The sequence below is a fragment of the Chitinophaga skermanii genome (assembly GCF_003259335.1).
In the GTDB taxonomy this organism is placed as follows: Bacteria; Bacteroidota; Bacteroidia; order Chitinophagales; family Chitinophagaceae; genus Chitinophaga; species Chitinophaga skermanii.
Genome location: NZ_QLLL01000002.1, coordinates 805397 through 827124, shown reverse-complemented (window position 1 = coordinate 827124; position 21728 = coordinate 805397). Strand labels below are relative to the sequence as shown.

The 21728-nt window shown below is 41.0% G+C and carries 16 protein-coding genes; 10 read left to right on the top strand and 6 right to left on the bottom strand.

Translation table 11 applies throughout. The features are described 5' to 3' along the window. The first annotated feature begins 2 nt into the window (after positions 1-2). A complete protein-coding gene (locus tag LX64_RS07520; RefSeq protein ID WP_111596981.1) occupies positions 3-338 on the top strand; it encodes a nucleotidyltransferase domain-containing protein in 336 nt (111 codons plus the stop codon). A 67-nt stretch (positions 339-405) separates the two neighbouring features. Here the strand turns inward: LX64_RS07520 and LX64_RS07515 are convergent, their stop codons facing one another. After that, on the bottom strand, positions 406-1335 hold the full coding sequence (locus LX64_RS07515; protein WP_111596980.1) for a helix-turn-helix domain-containing protein: 930 nt from the start codon (positions 1333-1335) through the stop codon (positions 406-408). Between the two features lie 251 nt (positions 1336-1586). Between LX64_RS07515 and LX64_RS07510 the strand changes: the two genes are divergently transcribed. Together LX64_RS07510 and LX64_RS07505 are read left to right on the top strand one after the other, a co-directional pair. Further along, positions 1587-3140: an aldehyde dehydrogenase family protein gene (locus LX64_RS07510; RefSeq protein ID WP_111596979.1), complete on the top strand. Its 1554-nt coding sequence runs from the start codon at positions 1587-1589 to the stop codon at positions 3138-3140. 119 nt (positions 3141-3259) lie between these two features. Further along, complete coding sequence (locus LX64_RS07505; protein ID WP_111596978.1) at positions 3260-3640, top strand: DUF779 domain-containing protein; 381 nt, start codon at positions 3260-3262, stop codon at positions 3638-3640. Between the two features lie 262 nt (positions 3641-3902). Here LX64_RS07505 and LX64_RS07500 read toward each other — a convergent pair whose 3' ends face one another. Next, on the bottom strand, positions 3903-4493 hold the full coding sequence (locus tag LX64_RS07500; RefSeq protein ID WP_158538569.1) for an O-methyltransferase: 591 nt from the start codon (positions 4491-4493) through the stop codon (positions 3903-3905). Between the two features lie 152 nt (positions 4494-4645). Here LX64_RS07500 and LX64_RS07495 point away from each other — a divergent pair, with 152 nt between their 5' ends. From LX64_RS07495 to LX64_RS07465, 7 genes are all read left to right on the top strand, one after another. Continuing rightward, complete coding sequence (locus tag LX64_RS07495) at positions 4646-5248, top strand: RNA polymerase sigma factor (RefSeq protein WP_111596976.1); 603 nt, start codon at positions 4646-4648, stop codon at positions 5246-5248. 69 nt (positions 5249-5317) lie between these two features. Continuing rightward, positions 5318-6484: a FecR family protein gene (locus LX64_RS07490; protein ID WP_111596975.1), complete on the top strand. Its 1167-nt coding sequence runs from the start codon at positions 5318-5320 to the stop codon at positions 6482-6484. Positions 6485-6646: 162 nt separating this feature from the next. Beyond that, positions 6647-10255, top strand: a complete 3609-nt coding sequence (locus tag LX64_RS07485; RefSeq protein ID WP_111596974.1) for a SusC/RagA family TonB-linked outer membrane protein — start codon at positions 6647-6649, stop codon at positions 10253-10255. Positions 10256-10275: 20 nt separating this feature from the next. Beyond that, positions 10276-11724: a RagB/SusD family nutrient uptake outer membrane protein gene (locus LX64_RS07480; protein WP_111596973.1), complete on the top strand. Its 1449-nt coding sequence runs from the start codon at positions 10276-10278 to the stop codon at positions 11722-11724. A gap of 28 nt (positions 11725-11752) precedes the next feature. After that, positions 11753-12913, top strand: a complete 1161-nt coding sequence (locus LX64_RS07475) for a TlpA disulfide reductase family protein (protein WP_111596972.1) — start codon at positions 11753-11755, stop codon at positions 12911-12913. A gap of 3 nt (positions 12914-12916) precedes the next feature. Further along, positions 12917-13471, top strand: coding sequence for a TlpA disulfide reductase family protein (locus LX64_RS07470; protein WP_111596971.1), 555 nt, complete (start codon positions 12917-12919; stop codon positions 13469-13471). Then, the gene (locus tag LX64_RS07465; protein WP_111596970.1) at positions 13468-15027 is read left to right on the top strand and encodes a S8 family peptidase; all 1560 of its coding nucleotides are present in this window, start codon (positions 13468-13470) and stop codon (positions 15025-15027) included. The genes LX64_RS07470 and LX64_RS07465 overlap by 4 nt, the downstream gene beginning before the upstream one ends. Before the next feature lie 144 nt (positions 15028-15171). Here LX64_RS07465 and LX64_RS07460 read toward each other — a convergent pair whose 3' ends face one another. From LX64_RS07460 to LX64_RS07445, 4 genes are all read right to left on the bottom strand, one after another. Continuing rightward, positions 15172-16692, bottom strand: a complete 1521-nt coding sequence (locus LX64_RS07460) for an alkaline phosphatase D family protein (RefSeq protein WP_158538567.1) — start codon at positions 16690-16692, stop codon at positions 15172-15174. 60 nt (positions 16693-16752) lie between these two features. Then, positions 16753-19566, bottom strand: a complete 2814-nt coding sequence (locus LX64_RS07455) for a TonB-dependent receptor (protein WP_111596968.1) — start codon at positions 19564-19566, stop codon at positions 16753-16755. A 126-nt stretch (positions 19567-19692) separates the two neighbouring features. Further along, positions 19693-20382 carry a phosphonatase-like hydrolase gene (locus LX64_RS07450; RefSeq protein ID WP_245952583.1) on the bottom strand — a complete coding sequence of 230 codons (690 nt, stop codon included), beginning with the start codon at positions 20380-20382 and terminating at the stop codon, positions 19693-19695. 20 nt (positions 20383-20402) lie between these two features. Further along, complete coding sequence (locus LX64_RS07445; RefSeq protein ID WP_211324761.1) at positions 20403-21653, bottom strand: MFS transporter; 1251 nt, start codon at positions 21651-21653, stop codon at positions 20403-20405. Positions 21654-21728: the final 75 nt, after the last annotated feature.

The window sequence follows — 21728 nt, the reverse complement described above, 5'->3', positions numbered from 1 at the left end:
CCATGTTATCAACCATAGACATCGAAAAAATAGTGGCCCGTTTAGTGGAGGAATTGAACCCAGAAAAGATCATTGTATTTGGCTCGTATGCAAAAGGTACAGCAAAAGCTACGAGCGACTTGGATCTTTATATCATTCAACAAACGCGCGTACCGATGAGGCAACGCACCATGCAAATACTGCCGATGTTACAGCATTACTATGTAAAAATAGATGCACATGTTTTTACACCCGCAGAAGTACAGGCAGATCGCAACCAGCGATACTCCTTTGCAAATTGTGTAATGCGAACAGGGAAAGTGCTATATGAAAAAGCAGTTGTGGAAAGCATTTGCTGACATACAGTAATAACATAAAAAAAACACCGGTATCATGCCGGTGTTTTTTTATATATAAGCAAAGTACTTAATTCTCTTTTGCTAATAGCTCTTTTTGGAAGTTCTTGGGTGTAACACCTTCCACCTCTTTAAAAGCTTTAATGAAGTAATTGGCATCTGAGAACCCGGTTTGGTAAGCCGCTTCTGCAACAGGTAATTGGTGCTTTAAAAGCGATTTAGCCTGCCCGATTCGTTCTTGGAGGATAAAGTGATTGGGAGAAATGCCAAATTCCTGCTTAAAGGCACGGAAGAAGGTGGATTTACTCATATAAGCCAGCTTTGCCAGCCCATCTATGGAAATCTTTTCCCGGATATTGTTTTTGATATAATCTACAATAGCTGCAAAACGGTTGGCACTTTTGAGATGAGCGAAGTTTGTTTCGAAGTATTGCCTTGCTTGGGTTTGCATGATACGAATCAACAACTCTTTTAGCGCAAGGTCTGTCATAAAATCCTTGGCGCTATTATTTTCAATCGCAATACGCATAATATTATTCGTAGCCGCAGAAAGTGATTGGCTATTAAATAAATAGAAACATTCCCCGGAAAACTTCCATTGCGATTCGGCGTCTATTTTCGGGAAGTTGCCATTCAAGTAATCGACCGTACTTTTAATGAAATCATTATCAATGGAAAGGGCGATACATTGGGAAGGACTTGTATCCGCTTCTGGGAAATCGATAATCATTTCTTCGCCTGGTAGCATAATGAGGCTTTCGCCGGGCAGATATTCGAATTTATCTGTTTTGTTAGCAATCCTTAATTCCTTCTTGCCACGAATCATACCCGTAAAGGCAAAATTGTCGAACTTTAACGATACGTTTTCCACGGACGTATGTGTTTCATAGATGTCCAGTTCGCAATTATTATATGTATAGCTCTTTTTATTTTCAACCAATGAATTTAAATCCTTGATCGTTCTAAGTTTCAAAGGATCTAAGAGAGATTTTCTTTTCATAACCACCTATTTAAAGTTAATCATGTTTTGGTGAGTGTGGAATGTTGCGTGGTTCCTGCTTTTGCATCATGTACTGTATTACGCTGCTTTTAACTGGAGGCCTATCCTAACGTAGAACTAATATAAAAAGCTGGATTGCAATAAGCAAATGTGACCAATTTAAATGAGATTATTCTGCTATTTTTCTACACTATTCTGCTATTCCACCATTCTAATTTACGATAGCTTTATGTGAAATAAAACATAAAATTATGGCAGAAATAGCAACAGGTTCCGAAAAAAGGGACAAAATAGAAGCCAAAAATGATGGTTTTGTACGCCCGTCTTTCAAAGATAGGTATGAAAATTACATTGGAGGTAAATGGACGAAGCCGGTAGGAGGGAAGTATTTTGATGTTATTTCTCCAATTGATGGACAAGTTTTCACCCAAGTGGCTCATTCTAACAAAGATGATATCAACTTGGCAGTAGATGCAGCTGAAGCGGCCTTTAAAACATGGAAAAATACTTCCGCCACAGAAAGAAGTATCATATCAAATAAAATAGCAGATAGGTTAGAACAAAACTTAGAAAAGCTTGCTACCGTAGAAACAATCGATAATGGTAAAGCCATCCGCGAAACGCTGAATGCCGATTTGCCATTGGCAATCGACCATTTCCGCTATTTCGCAGGCGTAATTAGGGCAGAAGAAGGTGCTGCAACCGAGTTGGATCAAGACACTGTTTCCTTGATTATACAAGAGCCCCTGGGCGTGGTAGCGCAAATTATACCGTGGAACTTCCCGATTCTCATGGCCGTTTGGAAACTAGCACCTGCTTTGGCAGCCGGGAACACGGTGGTGTTGAAGCCTGCTGAAAGTACCCCGGTATCGATAATGGTGCTGATGGAATTGATTGAAGATTTGATCCCGGCTGGCGTAATTAACATTGTCAATGGTTTTGGTGCCGAAGTAGGCCGACCACTAGTTACCAACCCTAAAGTGGCAAAGGCTGCCTTTACAGGTTCTACAGCTACCGGTCGCTTAGTAATGCAATACGCTACGGAGAATATCATCCCAGTTACCTTAGAATTAGGAGGTAAATCACCAAACATATTTTTCAATTCTGTAATGGATGCGGATGATGAGTATTTAGATAAGGCCATTGAAGGGGCCGTACTTTTTGCCCTTAACCAAGGCGAAATTTGTACTTGTCCTTCCCGTTTATTGATCCAAGAAGACATCTACGATAAGTTTATTGCCCGCGTGATCGACCGTGTGAAGAAAATTAAAACCGGTAACCCGCTTGATCCAACTGTAATGATGGGGGCGCAAGCTTCCAAAATTCAGAAAGATAAGATCATGTCGTACTTGAAACTGGGTAAAGAAGAAGGTGCAGAAGTATTGATAGGAGGAGACGAAAACCATCTTGGTGGTGACCTGGAATCAGGGTATTATATCCAACCTACCTTGTTTAAAGGACATAACAAGATGCGCATTTTCCAAGAGGAAATATTTGGCCCCGTGGTAGCCGTTACCACTTTCAAAACAGTAGAGGAAGCTATTGAAATTGCCAATGATACCATGTATGGTTTAGGTGCCGGTGTATGGACGAGGGATGCCCATGAATTATACCGTGTACCACGTGCTGTACAAGCGGGAAGGGTTTGGGTAAATAATTACCATGCTTATCCTGCCGGTGCGCCATTTGGTGGTTATAAACAATCTGGTATTGGTAGAGAGAACCATAAAATGATGTTAGGACATTATCGTCAAACGAAAAACATGCTCATTTCTTATAGCAAACAAAAGCTAGGATTTTTCTAGTTGTAAACGTATTAACCGCAAACCCACAGATGATGTATTGATAATGCAGGTATCCTGGAATTTTGCGGTTTTTTACTTATAAGAAAGGATAGTTTTATAGAAGGTATTAATTGATAATAATGATAGCTGTAAAAAGATTGGATGCCACAGAAGCTGCGTTAGCGGTAATCGACCAGCTATTGACGGAGCACGGTGATTTAATGTTTTACCAAGCCGGTGGTTGTTGTGAAGGTACACAGCCCCAATGCTTCGAAAAAGGCGGGTTCTTTCCAAGAACAAACGATGCTTGCATAGGCACCATCCGTGGTTTCGAGTTTTGGGTGGATAGGGATTTGTTCGAGTATTGGCAATATTCGCATTTTACGTTGGATGTACTGGAGGGCTTCGGACCCGGCGGCTTTTCATTGGAAACGCCTTTAGGCAAAACATTTAAAGTGCATTACCGGCTTTTTACAGAAGATGAACTGAAGAATTTGGAACCCGTGCAGAGAAACGAGTAAGTTGGATAGTACGAATCGCTAACAAGGAGTGTGTCGTAGTAATGTTGCGGGAGGCTTGTTAGCGATTTACTTTTAATAAGTGTTTATACCGTAGAAGAATAAACAATAAATCACAGTAGAATGCTTCGAGAGTAGGCATGCAATTAGGAACAAAACCTGCGCAATGCGCAGGTTTTTTGTTTTTACAACCCATCATAATTATTTACGCGACATAATGGTATGGAGAAAGAAATTGTGGAGCTAGTTTGAAAATGGGCTCAAATTATTCATAATAATATGCTACCAGCAACCTTCCTTCCATAAGCTTTACAGCGGTGAAATTGTCTTTCGCATTCATGAAATAGCCAGAGAATTCAGCATCTGCATTATAGGCCGTGATAACAGCTCGATGGGAGAGTTTCTTACGTAGGATATTAAATACAGGCATATAAAGTTCCTTGGCTCCATCGAGGAAAACGAAGTCAATAGGACTTTTTGCGGAATGGAGCGTATTCAACGCATCGCCCATTAGGATATTAACATACTCTAATAAACCGGCATCCATTAGGTTGCCTTGCGCTGCAGCTACTTTATTAGGCTCCATCTCGGTAGTAGTTACCATACCTCCATTATTCTGTGCCGCCGCCGCTAAATAAATTGTAGAAATCCCAAATGATCCTCCAAACTCTACAATATTTTGGGCTTGCGCATAATCAGCCAAAAAGTACAAGAGTTTGCCTTCATCTTCACTCACCGACGTATACGCATCTAAATTTGTAGATGACTCTTTGCTACGCTTTTCAAATTGCTCACGGAAAAGCTGGTGCAAGCGCTGTAGGGTATCTTGGACTGAACGATTGTTGAGTGTATGCATTGAATGAAGTTGATAATGTAGTAGGAAACAATCCTTCGGATAGTTTAGTTGAAATTTCTGCCAAATCTTACCCCAATAACTTTTATAAAACATTTTTATATCTTTACCCCATCACGCCGAATGCCAAGTATCGGGAGTCAGTGAACTAAGAAATGCATAATAATTTACAGGAAGAATCAGCACTTTTGCAATCTTTTGCAGCAGGAGATGAGCAAGCCTTTTCCGTGATTTATCAACGGTTTTATAAGGGTTTGATGGTCTTTGCTTTGCGTTTCGTAGAAAGTACCACGGCAGAAGATATTATAGCAGAAACATTTATAAAGCTCTGGCAAACTAAAAACGAGTTCCAAAGCCTTGGGCAACTCCATCAATGGCTACGGATTACGCTACGCAATGCTTGCCTAAACCACATCCGGCAAGATAAAAATGCTTCCGAACGGCAACAAGAACTGCTTTATTTAAGTGACGAAGCGATCGATTACCAATTCTCAACAGCTCACCTCTACGCCAACCTCCACACCCGTATAATCCAAGAAATAGAAAAAATGCCGAAACAACAACAAACTATTCTCAAGTTGTTTTTCGTAGAGGAAATGAGCAATGCCGACATCGCCCAACAGTTAAATATTTCTGTACAAGCCGTTAAAAACCAAAAAGTAACAGCTTTGAAAGTTTTACGCAAAACCTTTAAAGATGAAGAACTGTGGCTGTTTACAGGGCTAGTGTCGACCTTTATGTCGCATTTTTCAAAATAATTTTTAAAATCGACTTGTACGCTCGTACATGTTTCGTGTTTATATAATATACGCACAACTTTTAGGTGGATGATAGATGTTTCAAATAGGATCACTGAATTAGTATACCGCTTTTTAAATGAAGAAATAAGCGAATCTGAGCTAGAAGAACTTGCCGAATGGCAGGCGGCTGATCCCTTACATAAGCAATTATTCGATGAAGTGATTGAACAACATCACCTACAAGAAGGTATGCGTGCTGGTTTTGTGGCCGAAAACGCTCGTGAACGGGTATTTGAAAGAATTCAACAGCATAAGAAACAAACAGGTAAAGTTGTTTACTTGAAGAAATACAAGTGGATAGTGGCGGCCGCAATTGTTCTCGTATTGTCGATACCAAGCCTGCTATTACTACAAGAAAGAACAAGCACTTCACCATCAATAGTAACAACAGGTATTCACCCTGCAACTAACAAAGCCACGCTCACTTTGGCCGATGGCTCTACAATAGAATTAGATAGTAATGGGAATCGCCAATTAAAACAAGGCAATACCACCATTCAACAACAGGGAGGCCAATTAGCATATAATTCACAAGCAGATGCTTCGAGTATCGCCTTCAATACCTTATCAACGCCACGAGGAGGGCAATTTCGTGTGCAATTGCCTGATGGATCACAAGCTTGGTTAAATGCCGCGAGTTCTATTACCTATCCTACTGCTTTTGCAGGAAAAGAGCGAAGGGTAAAAGTTACAGGTGAAGTGTACTTCGAAGTGGCTAAGAATGCTACTATGCCTTTTATAGTAAATGCCAATACCTTGGGTGAAGTGGAAGTGTTGGGAACACATTTCAATATCAATGCCTATAAAGATGAACCAACTATTCAAACAACCCTTTTAGAGGGTAAAGTAAGGGTGAAAGGAGGTGGAAATTCGACCTTGTTATTACCAAATCAACAAGCGATCCTACAAGCCCATTCGTTAAACGTAGTAACAGTTAGCGAGGAGAAAATCCACCAAATTATGGCTTGGAAAAACGGCATTTTCAATTTCGAAAACCAATCACTCGAACAAATTATGAAACAAGTAAGCCGGTGGTATGATATCGATGTAAAATATGCTAACAGTATTCCGAATATTGAATTCTTCGGCGAATTAGGCCGCGAAGTAAGCTTGCAAGAACTATTACATTTTCTCGAAAAATCAGGGGTAAAATTCAAACTCGATGCACAGCGGAAAGAATTGACAGTATTTTAAAATATAAACACATACAGTTGAATCGCCAACATATAAAGATTGTTCAAGTAACCACATAAAAAAACCGGGACTGCTTCGAACCATTCCCGGTATCAATTCGGTTACGACATAAACGTAGGTCCGCTAAGACTACATATTAATCAACCAAATCATTGCAAATGTATGCAAACAAATGCTATTTGTAAAAGCCGATTTCGACGAGGCTTCTCTCTACCAACCAAGCAGTTCAGGCAACGAACAACACTAGTTTTATGGATGCTCTTGCTATGCTTGCAAATGAATGCACAAAGCATCACGCAAACAGTTACCTTAAAAGGTGCTAACTTATCTATTGAACAAGTATTTGCATCCGTAAAAAAGCAAACCGGTTATCACATTGCCGGTAACAAGGATGTATTAAAAATGGCGAAGCCTATTACGGTAGATGTGAAAAATATGGGGCTGAGAAGCTTTCTTGAGCTTATATTTCGCGACCAACCACTTACTTGGGAAATAAGCAATAAGAATATTTTCATTGCTAAAAAGCCCATCACCACCACAAATGTTACACCGGTTTCGACTCCCGGTGTGCTATTACCCGGCCGCGTGCTCGACGAAAAAGGAGCGGCTATTCCAGGTGTAACCGTGAATGTAAAAGGAACTACAGCGATTGCAATAACAAACGAGGCGGGCTATTTTAACATTCCCAGTAAAAGCGAAGAGGTTACGCTCGTTTTTTCTGCCATTGGTTTCGAATCGCAAGAGTTGCGTTTTAACCCCGGCGTAGCTTTGAATACAGTGGCACTTAAAGTGAAAGTGCAGCAATTAAGTGCTGTAGTAATCGGCAACTACAATACAGGTTACCAAGTGCTGTCAAAAGAAAGGGCCACGGGTGCTTTTGGTAAACCAGATATGGAAGTTGTAAAGAAAAGAACAGCCACCATGGATATTATTACGCGCTTGGAAGGTTTAGTGCCAGGTATTCAAATCCAAGGTGGGCAAACTTCTACTAACCGTAACGGGAATGGCGTATCTACACAAAAAAGCGTTATCCGGGGTATTGGTTCTGTAAACCTTACTTCAGACCCTTTATACGTAGTGAATGGTGTTATTGTAACCGATTTCGCTTCCATTAATCCTGATGATATAGAAGATATTACTGTGTTGAAAGACGCCGCCGCCGCTGCTATTTGGGGTGCACGTGCAGCGAACGGTGTAATTGTGGTAACCACTAAATCGGGCAATAAAAACCAACGGTTAAGTGTAAGTTATAGCGGCTTCATAAATTATGCAGGTAAACCTTATTATGGTCCCGTACGCATGATGAATAGTGCCGAATATATCCAATCTGCCAAAGAAATATTTGATCCCATTTCTCAATCATATGCAAGCAGAATTTGGGGAACCATTGCACCGCATGACCAAATATTATACGACGAATATTTAGGTAAGATTACCCACGATCAAGCAACAAGAAGTCTCGATAGCCTAGCGTCTATTAACAACGAAGGACAAATACGCGATCTTTGGATGCGTGGAGCATATACAACAAATCATACTGCTTCTATTTCCGGCGGCAATAATGCGTATTCATTCTATGGCTCACTGGGGTACACAGGCGTAACTAGCGCCATTCCCGGCGAAACCAATAATTCATATAAACTCAATTTCTCGCAAAATGCCAACATTGGCCAGCGTTTAAGAATTAGTTTAAATACTTCACTCATAAATACCGTTTCCTCCCGCAAAAATGCCATTACAATCGGCAACGATTTTTTACCCTACCAATTGTTTCGTGATGCAGAAGGGAATAACCTTTCCATGAACTATCTAACCGGCTATACCGATTCTATTCGGAACGACTATGCTTCTCGTAGTAAAATCAACCTGGATTACGTGCCTTTAGATGAATTTAATTATGGACATGGTACTTCCAACCTCATGCATATTAACATCACAGCAAATGCTTCTTTGAAAATCTGGAAAGGGTTAAGCTTTGCTGGATCGTATGGATATCAAAAAAGCCCAGGCACTGTTAAAAGCTATTCCGATAATAAAACGATTGATATTCGCAAATCAATTGTGGGTTTAACAGTAGCACCTACTACTGCAGATATTCCCAAATATTATTATCCTACAACGGGTGGTGCTTATACAACGGCAAATAACGAACAGCGCAGCTGGACGGTTCGTAATCAACTTATTTACGAAGCAAAACCACGACAAGGAAAGGATAATTTGGCTGTACAGTTTGGCTTAGAAGCTAATGAACAATACAATTATTCGAGCAGCACAACAGTATTGGGATATAATGAAAAAATGGGCACCTATGCAGTACTGGATTATGCTGCTTTGCAAAATGGGATACCAGGTACAGTAACCGGTTATGGATACTTGTTTTCAAGCCCACTTTCTATCCAAAGTACTACTGCTCGTTTTAAATCCTCTTTTGCTTTAGCTAGTTATACTTTTGATCAGAAGTATAGTGTCGACGCAAGCTGGCGCCGTGATCAAAGCAACCAATTTGGGAACGATGTATCTACCCAAAACAAGCCTATTTGGAGTGTAGGTGCCAAGTGGCAATTGGGCCGCGAAGAATTTATGAAGTCAATTAAATGGCTAAACGATTTGGGGCTACGTGCAACCTATGGTATAACCGGTAACTCGCCTTATTTAGGTGCTGCAACTACGGTGGATAAATTGCAAATCATCTCCGCTTCCACCAGTGGCGCTACACAAGGAAGTATGATTGCCGGGGATGCCTATACACTAAACTCCCCTGCAAATGGTAAGCTAACGTGGGAAAACACCACCAACCTAAATATCGGGGCCGATTTCTTACTGTTAAAAGGAAGAATAGGTGGTAGCGCAAACTGGTACAGCCGTACAACTACCGATATGATTGGTACTATTCCGGTGAATCCTTTTACTGGTTTAAGTAGCGCTACTGGTAATATCGGTAAAATGACCAATAGGGGTATTGAATTGAGCCTTAGAACGGTGAATATACAAACTGAAAAAGTACAATGGTCAACCGCCTTTATCTTTAGCTACAATAACAATAAGCTAGTGTCGTTCACGGCTATGAATCCCATACTGAATACAGCCAGTTATCGACTCGGTGGTAACATTTTAGCGGGGTACACCATGAAGCCATTATTTGCATACCAATACGCTGGCTTAGACAATATGGGCGATCCTCAAATTTATGTGAACGATAAATCAACCATCACAAAACAACGTAGCGTTGCTAAAATAAACGATGTAATATACATGGGCACTACACAACCCAAATACACGGGTAGCATTAGTAGTAATGTAGCTTACAAAGGATTGAGCTTAATGACAAACTTCGTGTTTAGCGGCGGTAACGTTATGCGAATGCCAACCAACACATTTTATACAGGCGTGTTAGCATCGCGACCAAATTTTCAAAACGCCAATTACCCCGTATACTTTTTAGATCGCTGGAAGAAGCCAGGCGACGAACAAATCACCAATATTCCAGCTTTTGTTACCAACGAAAGTCTATCCTATACGCGTAGAGATGTAGATTATTTTATTAGGGGTGATGTGAATGTTGTAAAAGCCGATTACTTAAAGCTGCGCGATGTAACACTTTCTTATACATTACCGGCTACAGCAGTACAATTTTTAAAACTACAATCACTCAGTATTTACTGCCAAGCTTCTAATTTCCTCATATGGACGGCAAATGGTAAAATAGATCCCGATCTAAGAATTGGACAAGGAAAGCATGGCTATGCATTGGGTGTAAACGTAAACTTTTAATCAACCGGTAATTTTGAACAATGAAGAAAATTCTTTTATCTAGCATACTTCTTTTCAGCCTAGCTGCATGTAAAAAAAGCTGGTTGGAAATTGTACCCCTTGGCCAATTAGTGGCTACTACAACCGACGATTATGATAAGTTAATGAATGATCCCGGTTATTACTTCTATAATTATACCGGTGGTTGGCACGAGCCCATGATAATGGGTGATGAAGTAGCCGCAGAGGCAACATTTTTCTCGAATAGAAGCGCTGTGAAAGATGGTTTATTTGAATGGAAAGATTCTATATATGTAATGCCCGATCAACAGGCTTACACCCTGTATGTACACAATGTACAGTTATATAATTGGAACAAGATTATTAATGAAGTATTGCAAGCACAAGGAGGAACGGAAGCACAAAAAAGATCGATCCAAGCTGAAGCGAAAGCAACAAGGGCATGGAGTTATTTCAATATGGTAAATTACTATTGTAAACCATATACAGCTGCTACGGCTAAAACTGATCTTGGTTTCCCCATAATTACAGCTGCTGATATTACAGGTTCAGGTTTTCAAAGAGGTACGTTACAACAAACGTATGACTTTATTATCGAAGATTTGAAGGATGCTTTAGGTACTATTCAAGCAAAACCACTCATCGTTACGCGTATGTCGCGCCCAGCAGTAGAGGGTTTATTAGGAAAGGTGTATGTGTTTATGGGTGATTACAATGCTGCATTGCCTTTGTTGAACGATGCCATCATGCATGTTACTGCTAATGGACAAACTTCTTTTTACAACTATAACGAAACCTTTGCCACGAACGGTTCTTTTATGCCGATCGATTATAACTACGGGCCGCAATCACCCGGGCAAAATATGAATGATATCCGCGAAGCGGTGGTGTCGAAGGTGTATAATGCGGGGCCGTATGTGCCATTATCGCCTTCGGGATTAGTACTCACACCCGAAGCGCAAGCACTCTACGGTGCTTCAGATTTCCGTTTACGCTTCTATACCAATAGGAACCCCGATAATGCCAATAACGCCGGGGGAAGGCTTCGTAAATACGGTATGCAATATGCTCGCTATGGTGTACAATTAGCCGATCTCTACCTGCTACGCGCCGAATGTAAAGCACGCTTGAATGACCTGGCTGGTGCACAAGCCGATTTGCTCGAATTAAGGAAAAATAGGATGCCTTTGGCCGATGCTCCAGTACCTTCTGCTATCGCTAATAATCAGAACGCGTTAATTCGTTTCGTAATCGAAGAACGTATTCGTGAATTTGCAATGGAAGGATATCGTTGGTTCGATATGAGAAGATTGTCGGTAGATCCACTATTTGCCGGTAAAACGTATACACATACATTGTACAATACAAATGGTACTACGGTTACTTACACTTTAAAACCAAATCGCTTCACCCTCATGTTGCCGCGTAATATTACCGACGCCAACCCGGGTATGCCAAACAATCTCTAAACTTTAGTAACATATAAATCAATATAAAATGAAACTACACCATGTTTCAGTGGGAACCCTCATGCTTATACTTTCCGGTATGCCCACTGTTTTTGCACAGAAAACGTTCACCATGAAAGGCCAAATGGGCCAAGATCAGCAAGGTATGATCAGCTTGCGATATACAGTAGATAATAAAGATGTTAGAGATTCTTGTGCAGTTATAAACGGTACTTTTTCTTTCGAAGGTAAGGTAGTAGAACCCACCTTTGGTACACTTGTATTTATTCCAACGGATAAGTCTATCAATGGCCAGTATAAAGAATTTTTTATCGATCCAAGTACACATTTAGAAACAAAAGGTACAGGCAACTTAGTGTCTACCCAAGTAAAAGGAGGGGAATCCCAAGTAGATTTCATGCAATTAACTGAGGCGTACCTCCCGGTTGCAGAAAAAGGTAGGGTGCTCGACAGTATGTTCCGTGTATACATGGAAGAGGAAGACAAAGAGAATGCCCAAAAAGTTGGACGTGAAATGGAAGCATTGCGTGCAAAAAGAAGGGAAGTACAATTGGCCTTCGCTATGTCGCATCCTAATAGCTATGTTGGATTTAGTGTTTGGTTAAGAAAAGTACCTGGGTTTTTGTTTGAACCGGCACCTATTCAAAGCGAGTTTGCTCAATTCTCTCCCCGTATTCGCAATTCAATCGAAGGAAAGAAATTAGCAGTAAGGTTAGCTGCTGCAGAAAGGTTATCACCAGGGAAAATGGCCCCCAACTTTACATTAAAAGATGTAGATGGTAAAGATGTTTCGTTGGCATCGTTAAAAGGTCAGAATGTATTGTTAGTATTCTGGATGCGCAATTTCGTGCCGTTTGAATCATTCAGCTTCGCGATGAATAAGATCAGCCGTGCTTGTAAAGATGAAAATATGAAAATCCTTTCTGTGTATTATGATACGGAAGGTAGAGCAGATTGGAAACAAATATTAGACGAAACAGGCATGAAAGGCGACAATATAATTAATGTAATGGACCCCGATAAGCTACAAGTTGAAGCAACAAACGGTACCGTTATTAATGCTTATAACCTTTCTATTGGTGGTACGCCACATGCTTATTTAATTGGTGCCGATGGGAAAATTATTTCCCGTAACATCAACTTCATGGAAGAACCTGCAAAACAAATCAAAGCATTACTAAAAAATTAAACGATGAAGAAACTCATTCAACTGGTTTTCTTATTGACTTGTGCTTTCGCTTCGAAAGCACAGGTTACTTACTTAGACGTTCATGAAAAAGTAAGCACCTATCCAAAAGTAGAGTGGGTGCGTGGTACACCTGTTACCCAGTTCGATAAGAATAAAATTTATATCATCGAATTATGGGCTACATGGTGTAAACCTTGTATCAAATCCATGCCGCATATGAACCAATTGTATACGAAGTATAAAGATCGTATCGAGTTTATTGGTCAAGATGTTTGGGAAGATGATATTGAAAAAGTAAAGCAGTTTTTGGTTGACAACAAAGACATTATCAGCTATCCCATTGCATATGCCGGTAAACGCGAAGAAAGTGATTTTGAGAAGAATTGGATTAAACCTTCCGGTACAGTTGGTATTCCACGCACCTTCATTGTACAGAACAATACAATTATGTGGATTACTAATCCATTTAGTTTATACGAAGAGCATCTACAACTGTTGCTAGAAAATAAGTTCACGGAAGAAGCCGCGGAAGCGATCGTTAAAAAACACAAGCTATGAGAAAGATCGGTGTCGTTGCTGCATTCTTGGGAATAACTGGTATAGCCAATGCCCAAAGCGGCTGGCAACATAAAGATTTATCGAAAGATTCAATATTTGGCATTAGCACAAACCGCGCATATGCCGAATTGCTAAAAGGCAAAAAAGGTAAGCCGGTAATTGTAGCCGTAATTGATAGCGGGGTAGATACCGCCCATGCTGATTTAAAATCGGTATTATGGCGCAATAAAGGGGAGAAACAAAACAACATCGATGATGATAAGAATGGTTATGCCGATGATGTACATGGATGGAGTTTCTTAGGTTCGAAAAAGGGAAATGTATTGTACGATAATACAGAGCTTACACGCCTTATCCGCGAAGGTCAAAAACGATTTCCTAATCTTAAAAATCTCCCGGTAGATACAACTGGTTTAGCACAATACCAAACCTTGCGTGCAGCATTCAATGCTAAAAGGAAGAAAGCATTGCAACAGTACAATGGCATTAGCGGTATGCGCAAAATGTTTGATACGGTGCTTACAAAAGTAGGAGATCAAAACCCAAGCCGCGCAGCGCTCATCGCATTCGATCCAAACAACATGGCAGAATCACAGGCACGTACAATGCTAGTACAAGCCTTAGATCAATGGCCTGATATTACAACATATTTACGTGCGGAAATTGACCCCGCATTGGCTCATTACCACGCACAAACAGCCTATTTGCTGAATTTGGAATATGATTCCCGCGAAGTCGTAGGAGATGATTACGCCAATACAAAAGAAACGCTTTACGGTAGCGCAGATGCCATGGGACCTAATGCCAAGCATGGTACCCATGTAGCAGGCATCATAGCAGCAGATCGTAATAACCTTATCGGCACCGAGGGTGTGGCAGATCTTGTAAAGATCATGGTGGTACGCGCCATACCCGAAGGTGACGAACGTGATAAGGATGTGGCCAATGCTATTCGGTATGCAGTAGATAACGGCGCTTCTATTATTAATATGAGCTTTGGGAAATTCTTTTCCCCTAATAAATCAATCGTAGATGAAGCCGTACAATACGCCATGAAAAAAGACGTATTGCTTGTACATGCTGCCGGTAACGAATCGGAAAACATTGATGAGGTAGAACACTTTCCTACAAATATCTATGCAAATGGTGGAGAAGCCGCGGCATGGATTGAAGTAGGTGCATCCACCCAAAAATGGGGCGATAGCTTAGTAGCAGTATTCTCTAATTACGGCGAACATACCGTGGATGTATTTGCACCCGGTGTTGCTATTTACGCTACGGTGCCTGGTTCAGTATACGAGAATATGGATGGAACAAGTATGGCAACGCCCGTAGTAGCAGGCGTAGCAGCGCTTATTCGTTCTTATTATCCAACTTTATCGGCTGTTCAAGTAAAGCAAGCCATTGTGGAGTCTGTTGTTAAATACCCCGGGGAAGTGTATTACAAGCAAAATGGAATATGGAGTAAAAAGCCCTTTGCCCAGTTTTCGAAAAGTGGTGGGGTAGTGAATGCCTATACCGCATTACAAGCAGCCGCAAAAATGGTAAAGAAATAATTCAACAACCAACTATTATAAAAAGCAACAAGGCATCTCGCGTAAGTGGGATGCCTTTGTTGTTGCAATTGTAATAGAAATTATCCTCAAACGGGTGTAAATTGGCGATTGATGGATAATGAATTCAATGTAATTAATATGTTTCTACACCTCCCGCACCACAAAATCTCCCACACCCAATTCAAATGCCTTCAGCACAGTTTCGCTAGCATCCCGCGTTAAAATATTGTCTACATAACAATACTGCGCCAATAACCTATCCGCATATATATCCAACAACAAATACCCATGGCGCTTAATATCCCCATACACTAAATGCGGGTTCACCGATTTATCATGCAGCATTTCTTCAAACGTAACAATCTCTTCTGCGCTTAAACGGTCGCCATTACGAGAAGTAATACTAGGTGTAAGGAATTCCCAAGCCAGCGGTTTCTCTGTTGCAGTACGCTTATAAGTATAATATGCATCTTCCTTATGCATGGCCAATACAAACGACTCGTGATGATCTCCCGTTAAGAATACCACGTTTTGTACTTGCTCGTTGGATAGAAAATCCACTAGTTTCTTTTGCTCCACAGGATACCCCAACCACCAATCATTCACCTTGGGCGATTTAAAGCCTTGTTTTACTTTGTAGCCTGTAAACATCACTTGGTTGCCTATGAATTTCCATGTAGCCTTGCTGGCTTTTAATTCATCGCATAACCATTCCAATTGCGAACCACCCACTAGGCTTCGATTACTATCGAAAAAGGCTTTATCCGTTTCTCTCAACTGGCAAGTACGTGCTGTAGCCCGTTGCTCTGTTAGCAACAATTGGAAATCATTACCCACTGTGAATGATCTACGCATTTCTTGTGCGTTTCTAGCACGCACTGGCAACCACTCCAAGTAAGCCTGTATCGCAGCTTGTTTGCGCACTTGGTAATCACCTTCATTGGATTGGTGATTCTTGGCGCCATCTGCATAGGCATCATTGGCAATCTCATGATCATCCCAAATCATTATAAAAGGCTTCGATGCATGTAGGGCTTGTAAATCAATATCTGTTCTATATTGCGCATATCGTTTGCGGTAATCGCCTAGTGTAATTATTTCATGCCCAGGGAAGTTTTTACGATCTACTACCGGGTTACCATATTCGCCTGTGCCGTATTCATAAATGTAATCGCCTAAATGAAGTACCACGTCTACATCCTGCTTGGTAGAAAGAAAGCGGAATGAATTGAAATAGCCGTCTTCCCAATTATTACAACTTACAACAGCTACCTGCATACCGTTAATTCCAACGGAGTTAGGTAAAGTCTTCGTTTTCCCAATAGGCGAATATTGACCACGGTATTTAAAGCGGTAAAAGTATTGTTCACCGGCCGATAAGCCATTTACATCTACCTTCACGGTATAATCCGATTGTTGCGAAATGCTCGTATTGCCGGCATATTGAATGCGCGTGAACTGCTCATCCAAAGCTATCTCCCAATACACCTTTTCCTTCGCTGTTCCTTTTTCGGTAATACGCGTCCAAATAATCACTTTATCCTGCAATGGATCTCCAGAAGCAATACCATGTTGGAAGTATTGACTTTTAATATGTGCAATCATGCGTGGCGCCGGTACCAACAAAACCCCGTACTGAATAAATTCCCTTCTCGAAATAGTCATATGCATACGATGTAAAAACCGCTCACGATCTAAGATAGCGAGCGGCAGTTGTAATTAATTTTATAGCGACCAGTTAATACCCACTCTGCCACGAGCCGAGTAATATTCCACTTGCTCTGGCCTGCTTTTTACCCCGTGGTAATAACGCAATGGTTGATTCGTTAAGTTACTCGCATCAAAGAACAAAGTGATGTTTTTAGGAAGCGTATACGATAAGTTCAAGTCTACCCTGAAATCTTGATCTTGGTAGCGATCTGCCCCTTTATTATCGCGCACTTCTACTAGAAAAGCTTGGCGGTAATTCGCTGCTACCCGTAAAGAGAAGTTGTATTTCTCATAGAACAATGCCGCGTTGAAGATGTTCGGCGATTGGTTCATCAATCCAATCTTCTCACCTGGTCGGTCTTTCAATGTAGTTTCAGATTTGGTATAAGTATAATTCAAGTTCAATCCCAATCCACTTAAGAACCCAGGTAATTGCGTGAACTTCTGATTATACGTCATCTCGATACCATATAATTTTGATTTATCCGAATTCAAAGGCTGCGAAACATTGTAGGTACTTGTAACACCATCTACCGTACGCGTTTCTTGGTACGAATTCACGTAAATCACGTCTTTAATATGCTTGTAGAATAAACCCGCCGATACATAGCTGTTACTATTCAAATAGTAACTACCAATTACATCATAGTTCCATGAAAAGGTCGGTTTCAATCCCGGGTTGCCGATTGTTACAGCTAAAGTATTCGGGTTTACACGGGTGCTAGGACTAATCTCGTTAAACGAAGCCCTTGCAAACGTACGGGTAGCTGCTGCCCGTAAATCCAACTTGTTATTAGGCTTGTAAATCAAATGCCCCATCGGTAATATCGCCGGGAAATTGTTTTTGCTGCTGATAGGGGTTACTACTTTCGTGATATCATTAAACTGGTAACTGTCAGATTGCACATCCGTATATTCATAACGAAGCCCACCCACAAAGGTTAAATTCGGGGCAAAGTTCCATTCCGTCATGCCGTAACCTGCCAACACATTTTCATGCGCATTGTAGTTACCCGTAGCGTACGACGAGTTCGTTGCATCGTTCATGGTATACGTAAGATTTTGTGCTACACCTGGAATGCTCGTTGGGTTGATAAATGATTGCATCGTTGGATAACGAAACTTCAAATTGTCATAAGCATTGTTCAACTCGGGGAACCAGTTCTTCGCTGGAAAATCTTCTCTTTCCCATTGTGTTATGTATGCTTTCGCGGCTGTTGTTTTATAAATCCATGTAATATACCTGTAATCGTAGGTACTTGTTTTACGACGGTACTTGCCACCTACTTTGAATTTTAATTTCGAGGAAACGGTATATGTTGCATCTAATGCACCTACTTTATCAGCTTCGGAAATATTCCTAATCGAAATCACGAATCTATCCAACGCGTAATTATCCGGGATGTAAGGTGTAGATGGATCGAAGTGTGGTTGGATGTTGTCGGGTTGATCACCTACATATCCTGCTGGCCCATCACCATTCAAGAACTTATAACTTTTACCTTCTACACTAGCCATGTTACCATACTTAACGGTTTGTACCCAGTTACCGTAATAGTACCCACGACGGTTTTTATCCACTGAATTCGGGCCTTTATAACCTGCCCATGATTTATAATAGCCAACGTGCCCATTCAAGGTTAACTTGTTATTGATACGCGATTGAAAACCTGCATCGCCACCATAGTTCTTGAACCAATAATCTACTACGTTCCAGCGCAATACAGCATTGTTGGTAGCTTTATCGAAATAGTGCATCGTTTTACGGTTACGTTCATTATCAAGTAACTCCGTGTAATAGCCACGTGCATATACTTTGGTAGCGGGTGAAATTTGATAATCCACAGCCGCATTAAAACCTTTGTTTGTACGCGTACCTTGGTAATTACGCACATCTAATGTGGTTACGTTATGCAACTTGTTACCATACACCACCTCGTAATCATCCGTTCCGTAAGTACGACGGTTAATATTCCCCAACACTAAAAACCCAAGTTTATTCTTTAATAACCGATCGCCGTATAGCACCGTTCCATTAATACCCACCTTGTCTTCTGGGCGCGGCGAATAAGGCAGTGCTGCTGTTAATTTCAAGGTACGTTTGTCGGGTGATGTTCTTGGTATGAAGTTGATCGTACCACCAATGGCATCGCCCTCATAATCGGGTGTAATCGCCTTAATTACCTGCACGTACTGTATAAACTCCGAGGGCAATAAATCCATTGGCACCGTACGGTTACCTAGTAAGTCGCCCGATGTTTTGGCGGCCGGCATCCTGTCACCGTTAATGGTGGTGGAACTCCATTGCGACGGTGTTCCACGAACCGTTACATATCTACCTTCACCTTGATCGCGATCGATACTAACACCCGGAATGCGTTGTACTGCTTCCGCTGCATTCATATCTGGTAACTTACCTATGGCATCTGCACTGGCTACATCCATAATAGCTGTAGCATTTCTGCGCATGCTTATAGCCTTTCTTTCACCGGAATTGTAAATGCCCGTGATTTTCACTTGGTTTAGTTCCATGTTGGAGGCCAACTTAATAGCTGGCAGTTGAACTTGTTGGCCATTTGTAACAAGAATAGTAGTATCTAATGTTTTGTGCCCTACGAAGGAAATACTAAGGGTGTGCGAACCGGGTTGTACACGCAATACAAATTGCCCCGTTTCATCTGTAAAGGATGTAATGTTAGCCGATTTGATACGAATGGTCGCACCTTGTAATGGCCCATGCTGATCAATAACGCGACCATTTACAACCTGTTGGGCAAAAAGGTGGCTGCCCATGCATAGCAATAGCGCTACGAATGAAAATGCTTTCATTGTAAATAAGTTTGAAAGAATGTTGAGTGTTGTTCGAATCGAAACAGCCTAGTAGATGCTAGCAACAATTATTGTTTGCTATACATCATTCAAAAAGTGAATAGGGGTGAACGAACGCAAGATGTGTTAGGCTACCTGGTAAGGATGCGATTGGATAATGGTTAAAATTTCTGATAAATCGTCGATAATATAAGACGGCTGCGCATTGGCTAATTGTTCTTTGGTATGAGCGCCAGTTGTGATGCCAATAGAGATGTCACATCCCGCGTTTCTTCCTTCCTCAACATCAATGGTCGAATCACCCACTTTTATGACGGCCGCACCATTCTCAATACCCGCTTGTTGCATGGCAGAAAATATCATGTCTGGATGTGGTCTATTCTGTGCCACATCGCTGGCGGTAATGAGTAAGTCGTAATGCGTACCTTGTACCCAGCCTAATTTAGCGAGTAACATAGTAGCAATAGCACGGCTGTAACCAGTATTCAATACCACTGTAATACCCTTTTCTTTCAATACGTTGAATACATGGCTAGCATTGTTTTGCTCTGTAACATGCAGGGTTTGGTAAGCTTGGTGTAAGCTCTCATTGAAATGCGAAAAAATGTTTTGCGCAATGTTGTCGTCATGTACATCCATGTCTGCTAAAACACTTTTAATCGCTTGTAACTTTTCTTTGCCTGCACCTGCTGCTAGTACAGCATCGAGCGATACATTAAAGCCTGCTTGGTTAATTGAGGATTGCACTGTTTTATATACTACGTTATCTTCATTTAATGTAGTACCGGCCATGTCAAAAACCACCATTTTGATCATTGTATAGAGATTTTATATTTTTAAATGGATGTTTGTAAGGATTTGTTTTGTGTGTTGATTTTCACCAAGTGCATACACATAATGGTAACAGCACTTAATAAGGCAATCAATGATACCAAAGCGAATATGATCGCCTTGTTACCCGTTATATCAATCAGTTTCCCCATTAACGGTTCGCCGATCGCTGCAAATGTGTAAGCACACATGTTCATAATACCCGTGCCTGTTCCCACGTATTGCTGCCCCAGTAATTCGGGTGCTAATGGCCAGAAGTTCGCTTGCGGTCCGTATGAAAAGAAACCGGCAGCAAATACTAATAGTGATATAATAATGGGATGGTTAGTAGGAGAGAAGAAAATGCTTAAAGAAACGATCGAGCACATCGTCATGCCCAATAAAATCGATTTAATACGATCGGCGTTGAATAATTTATCGGATATAAACCCAAAAGAAATGGCCCCGATCGACATGCCAATGGGTAATAACAAGGAAATCCAAACATGCGTAGCCGCTTCGTCGGTAGCACGACTTTGAAAATACAAGGGAATCCAAAAGATCAACCCATACCGCGCCATACTCTGGAAGCCAAGTGATAAACACACCACTAAAAACTTCCGGTTCGTAAATACCGTCTTATACGCTTCCTGCCACGATGGTTTTGTAGTACCATTCCCCTCGCGGTTATTATCCTCCAATCCTACATCCGACGGTTTATTCCGTACAAAAATGAAAAAGATAATACAGGCAATCGCTAAGAATATCACGGGAATACGGAAGATGTTTTGCCAGCCATCGTTCATTAAAATAATGGAAAACAAGTACGTAATAATCGACGATGCACCTGCCGCCATCGTATACATACCAAATGCCAATCCACGGTTACTCCCTTGCCACCAGTTAGCAATAATTTTACTACCGGCAGCCCATGCCATCGATTGGAAATAACCATTCAATGTCCATAACACGAGAATGACTGGAAAAGAAGAACTAAAACTGATACATATATTGGCCACCACAGATAATAAGCCGCCGGTTGTAATCAAATGGCGAGGACTAAACCTATCGGCAAAGTTTCCGTGTACTAATTGTCCTACCGCGTAACCTACCAGCATAGCGAAACTAATCCAGCCAATTTTTTCGTACGAAACATGTAGGCTTTCGGCCAATTGTTTCGCTGCCCAACCGAAGTTGTGCCTGCCTGTATAAAAGAACAGGTAGCAAAACATCGTAAGCAAAAGCATTTTCCACTGGTTTGTTTGTAAATTCTTCATAATTTTCGAGAAAATTTCCAGCAATTCAATTTGTTGGATATTTGTTATTTAATTTCCTTTTGCGAAATTATATTT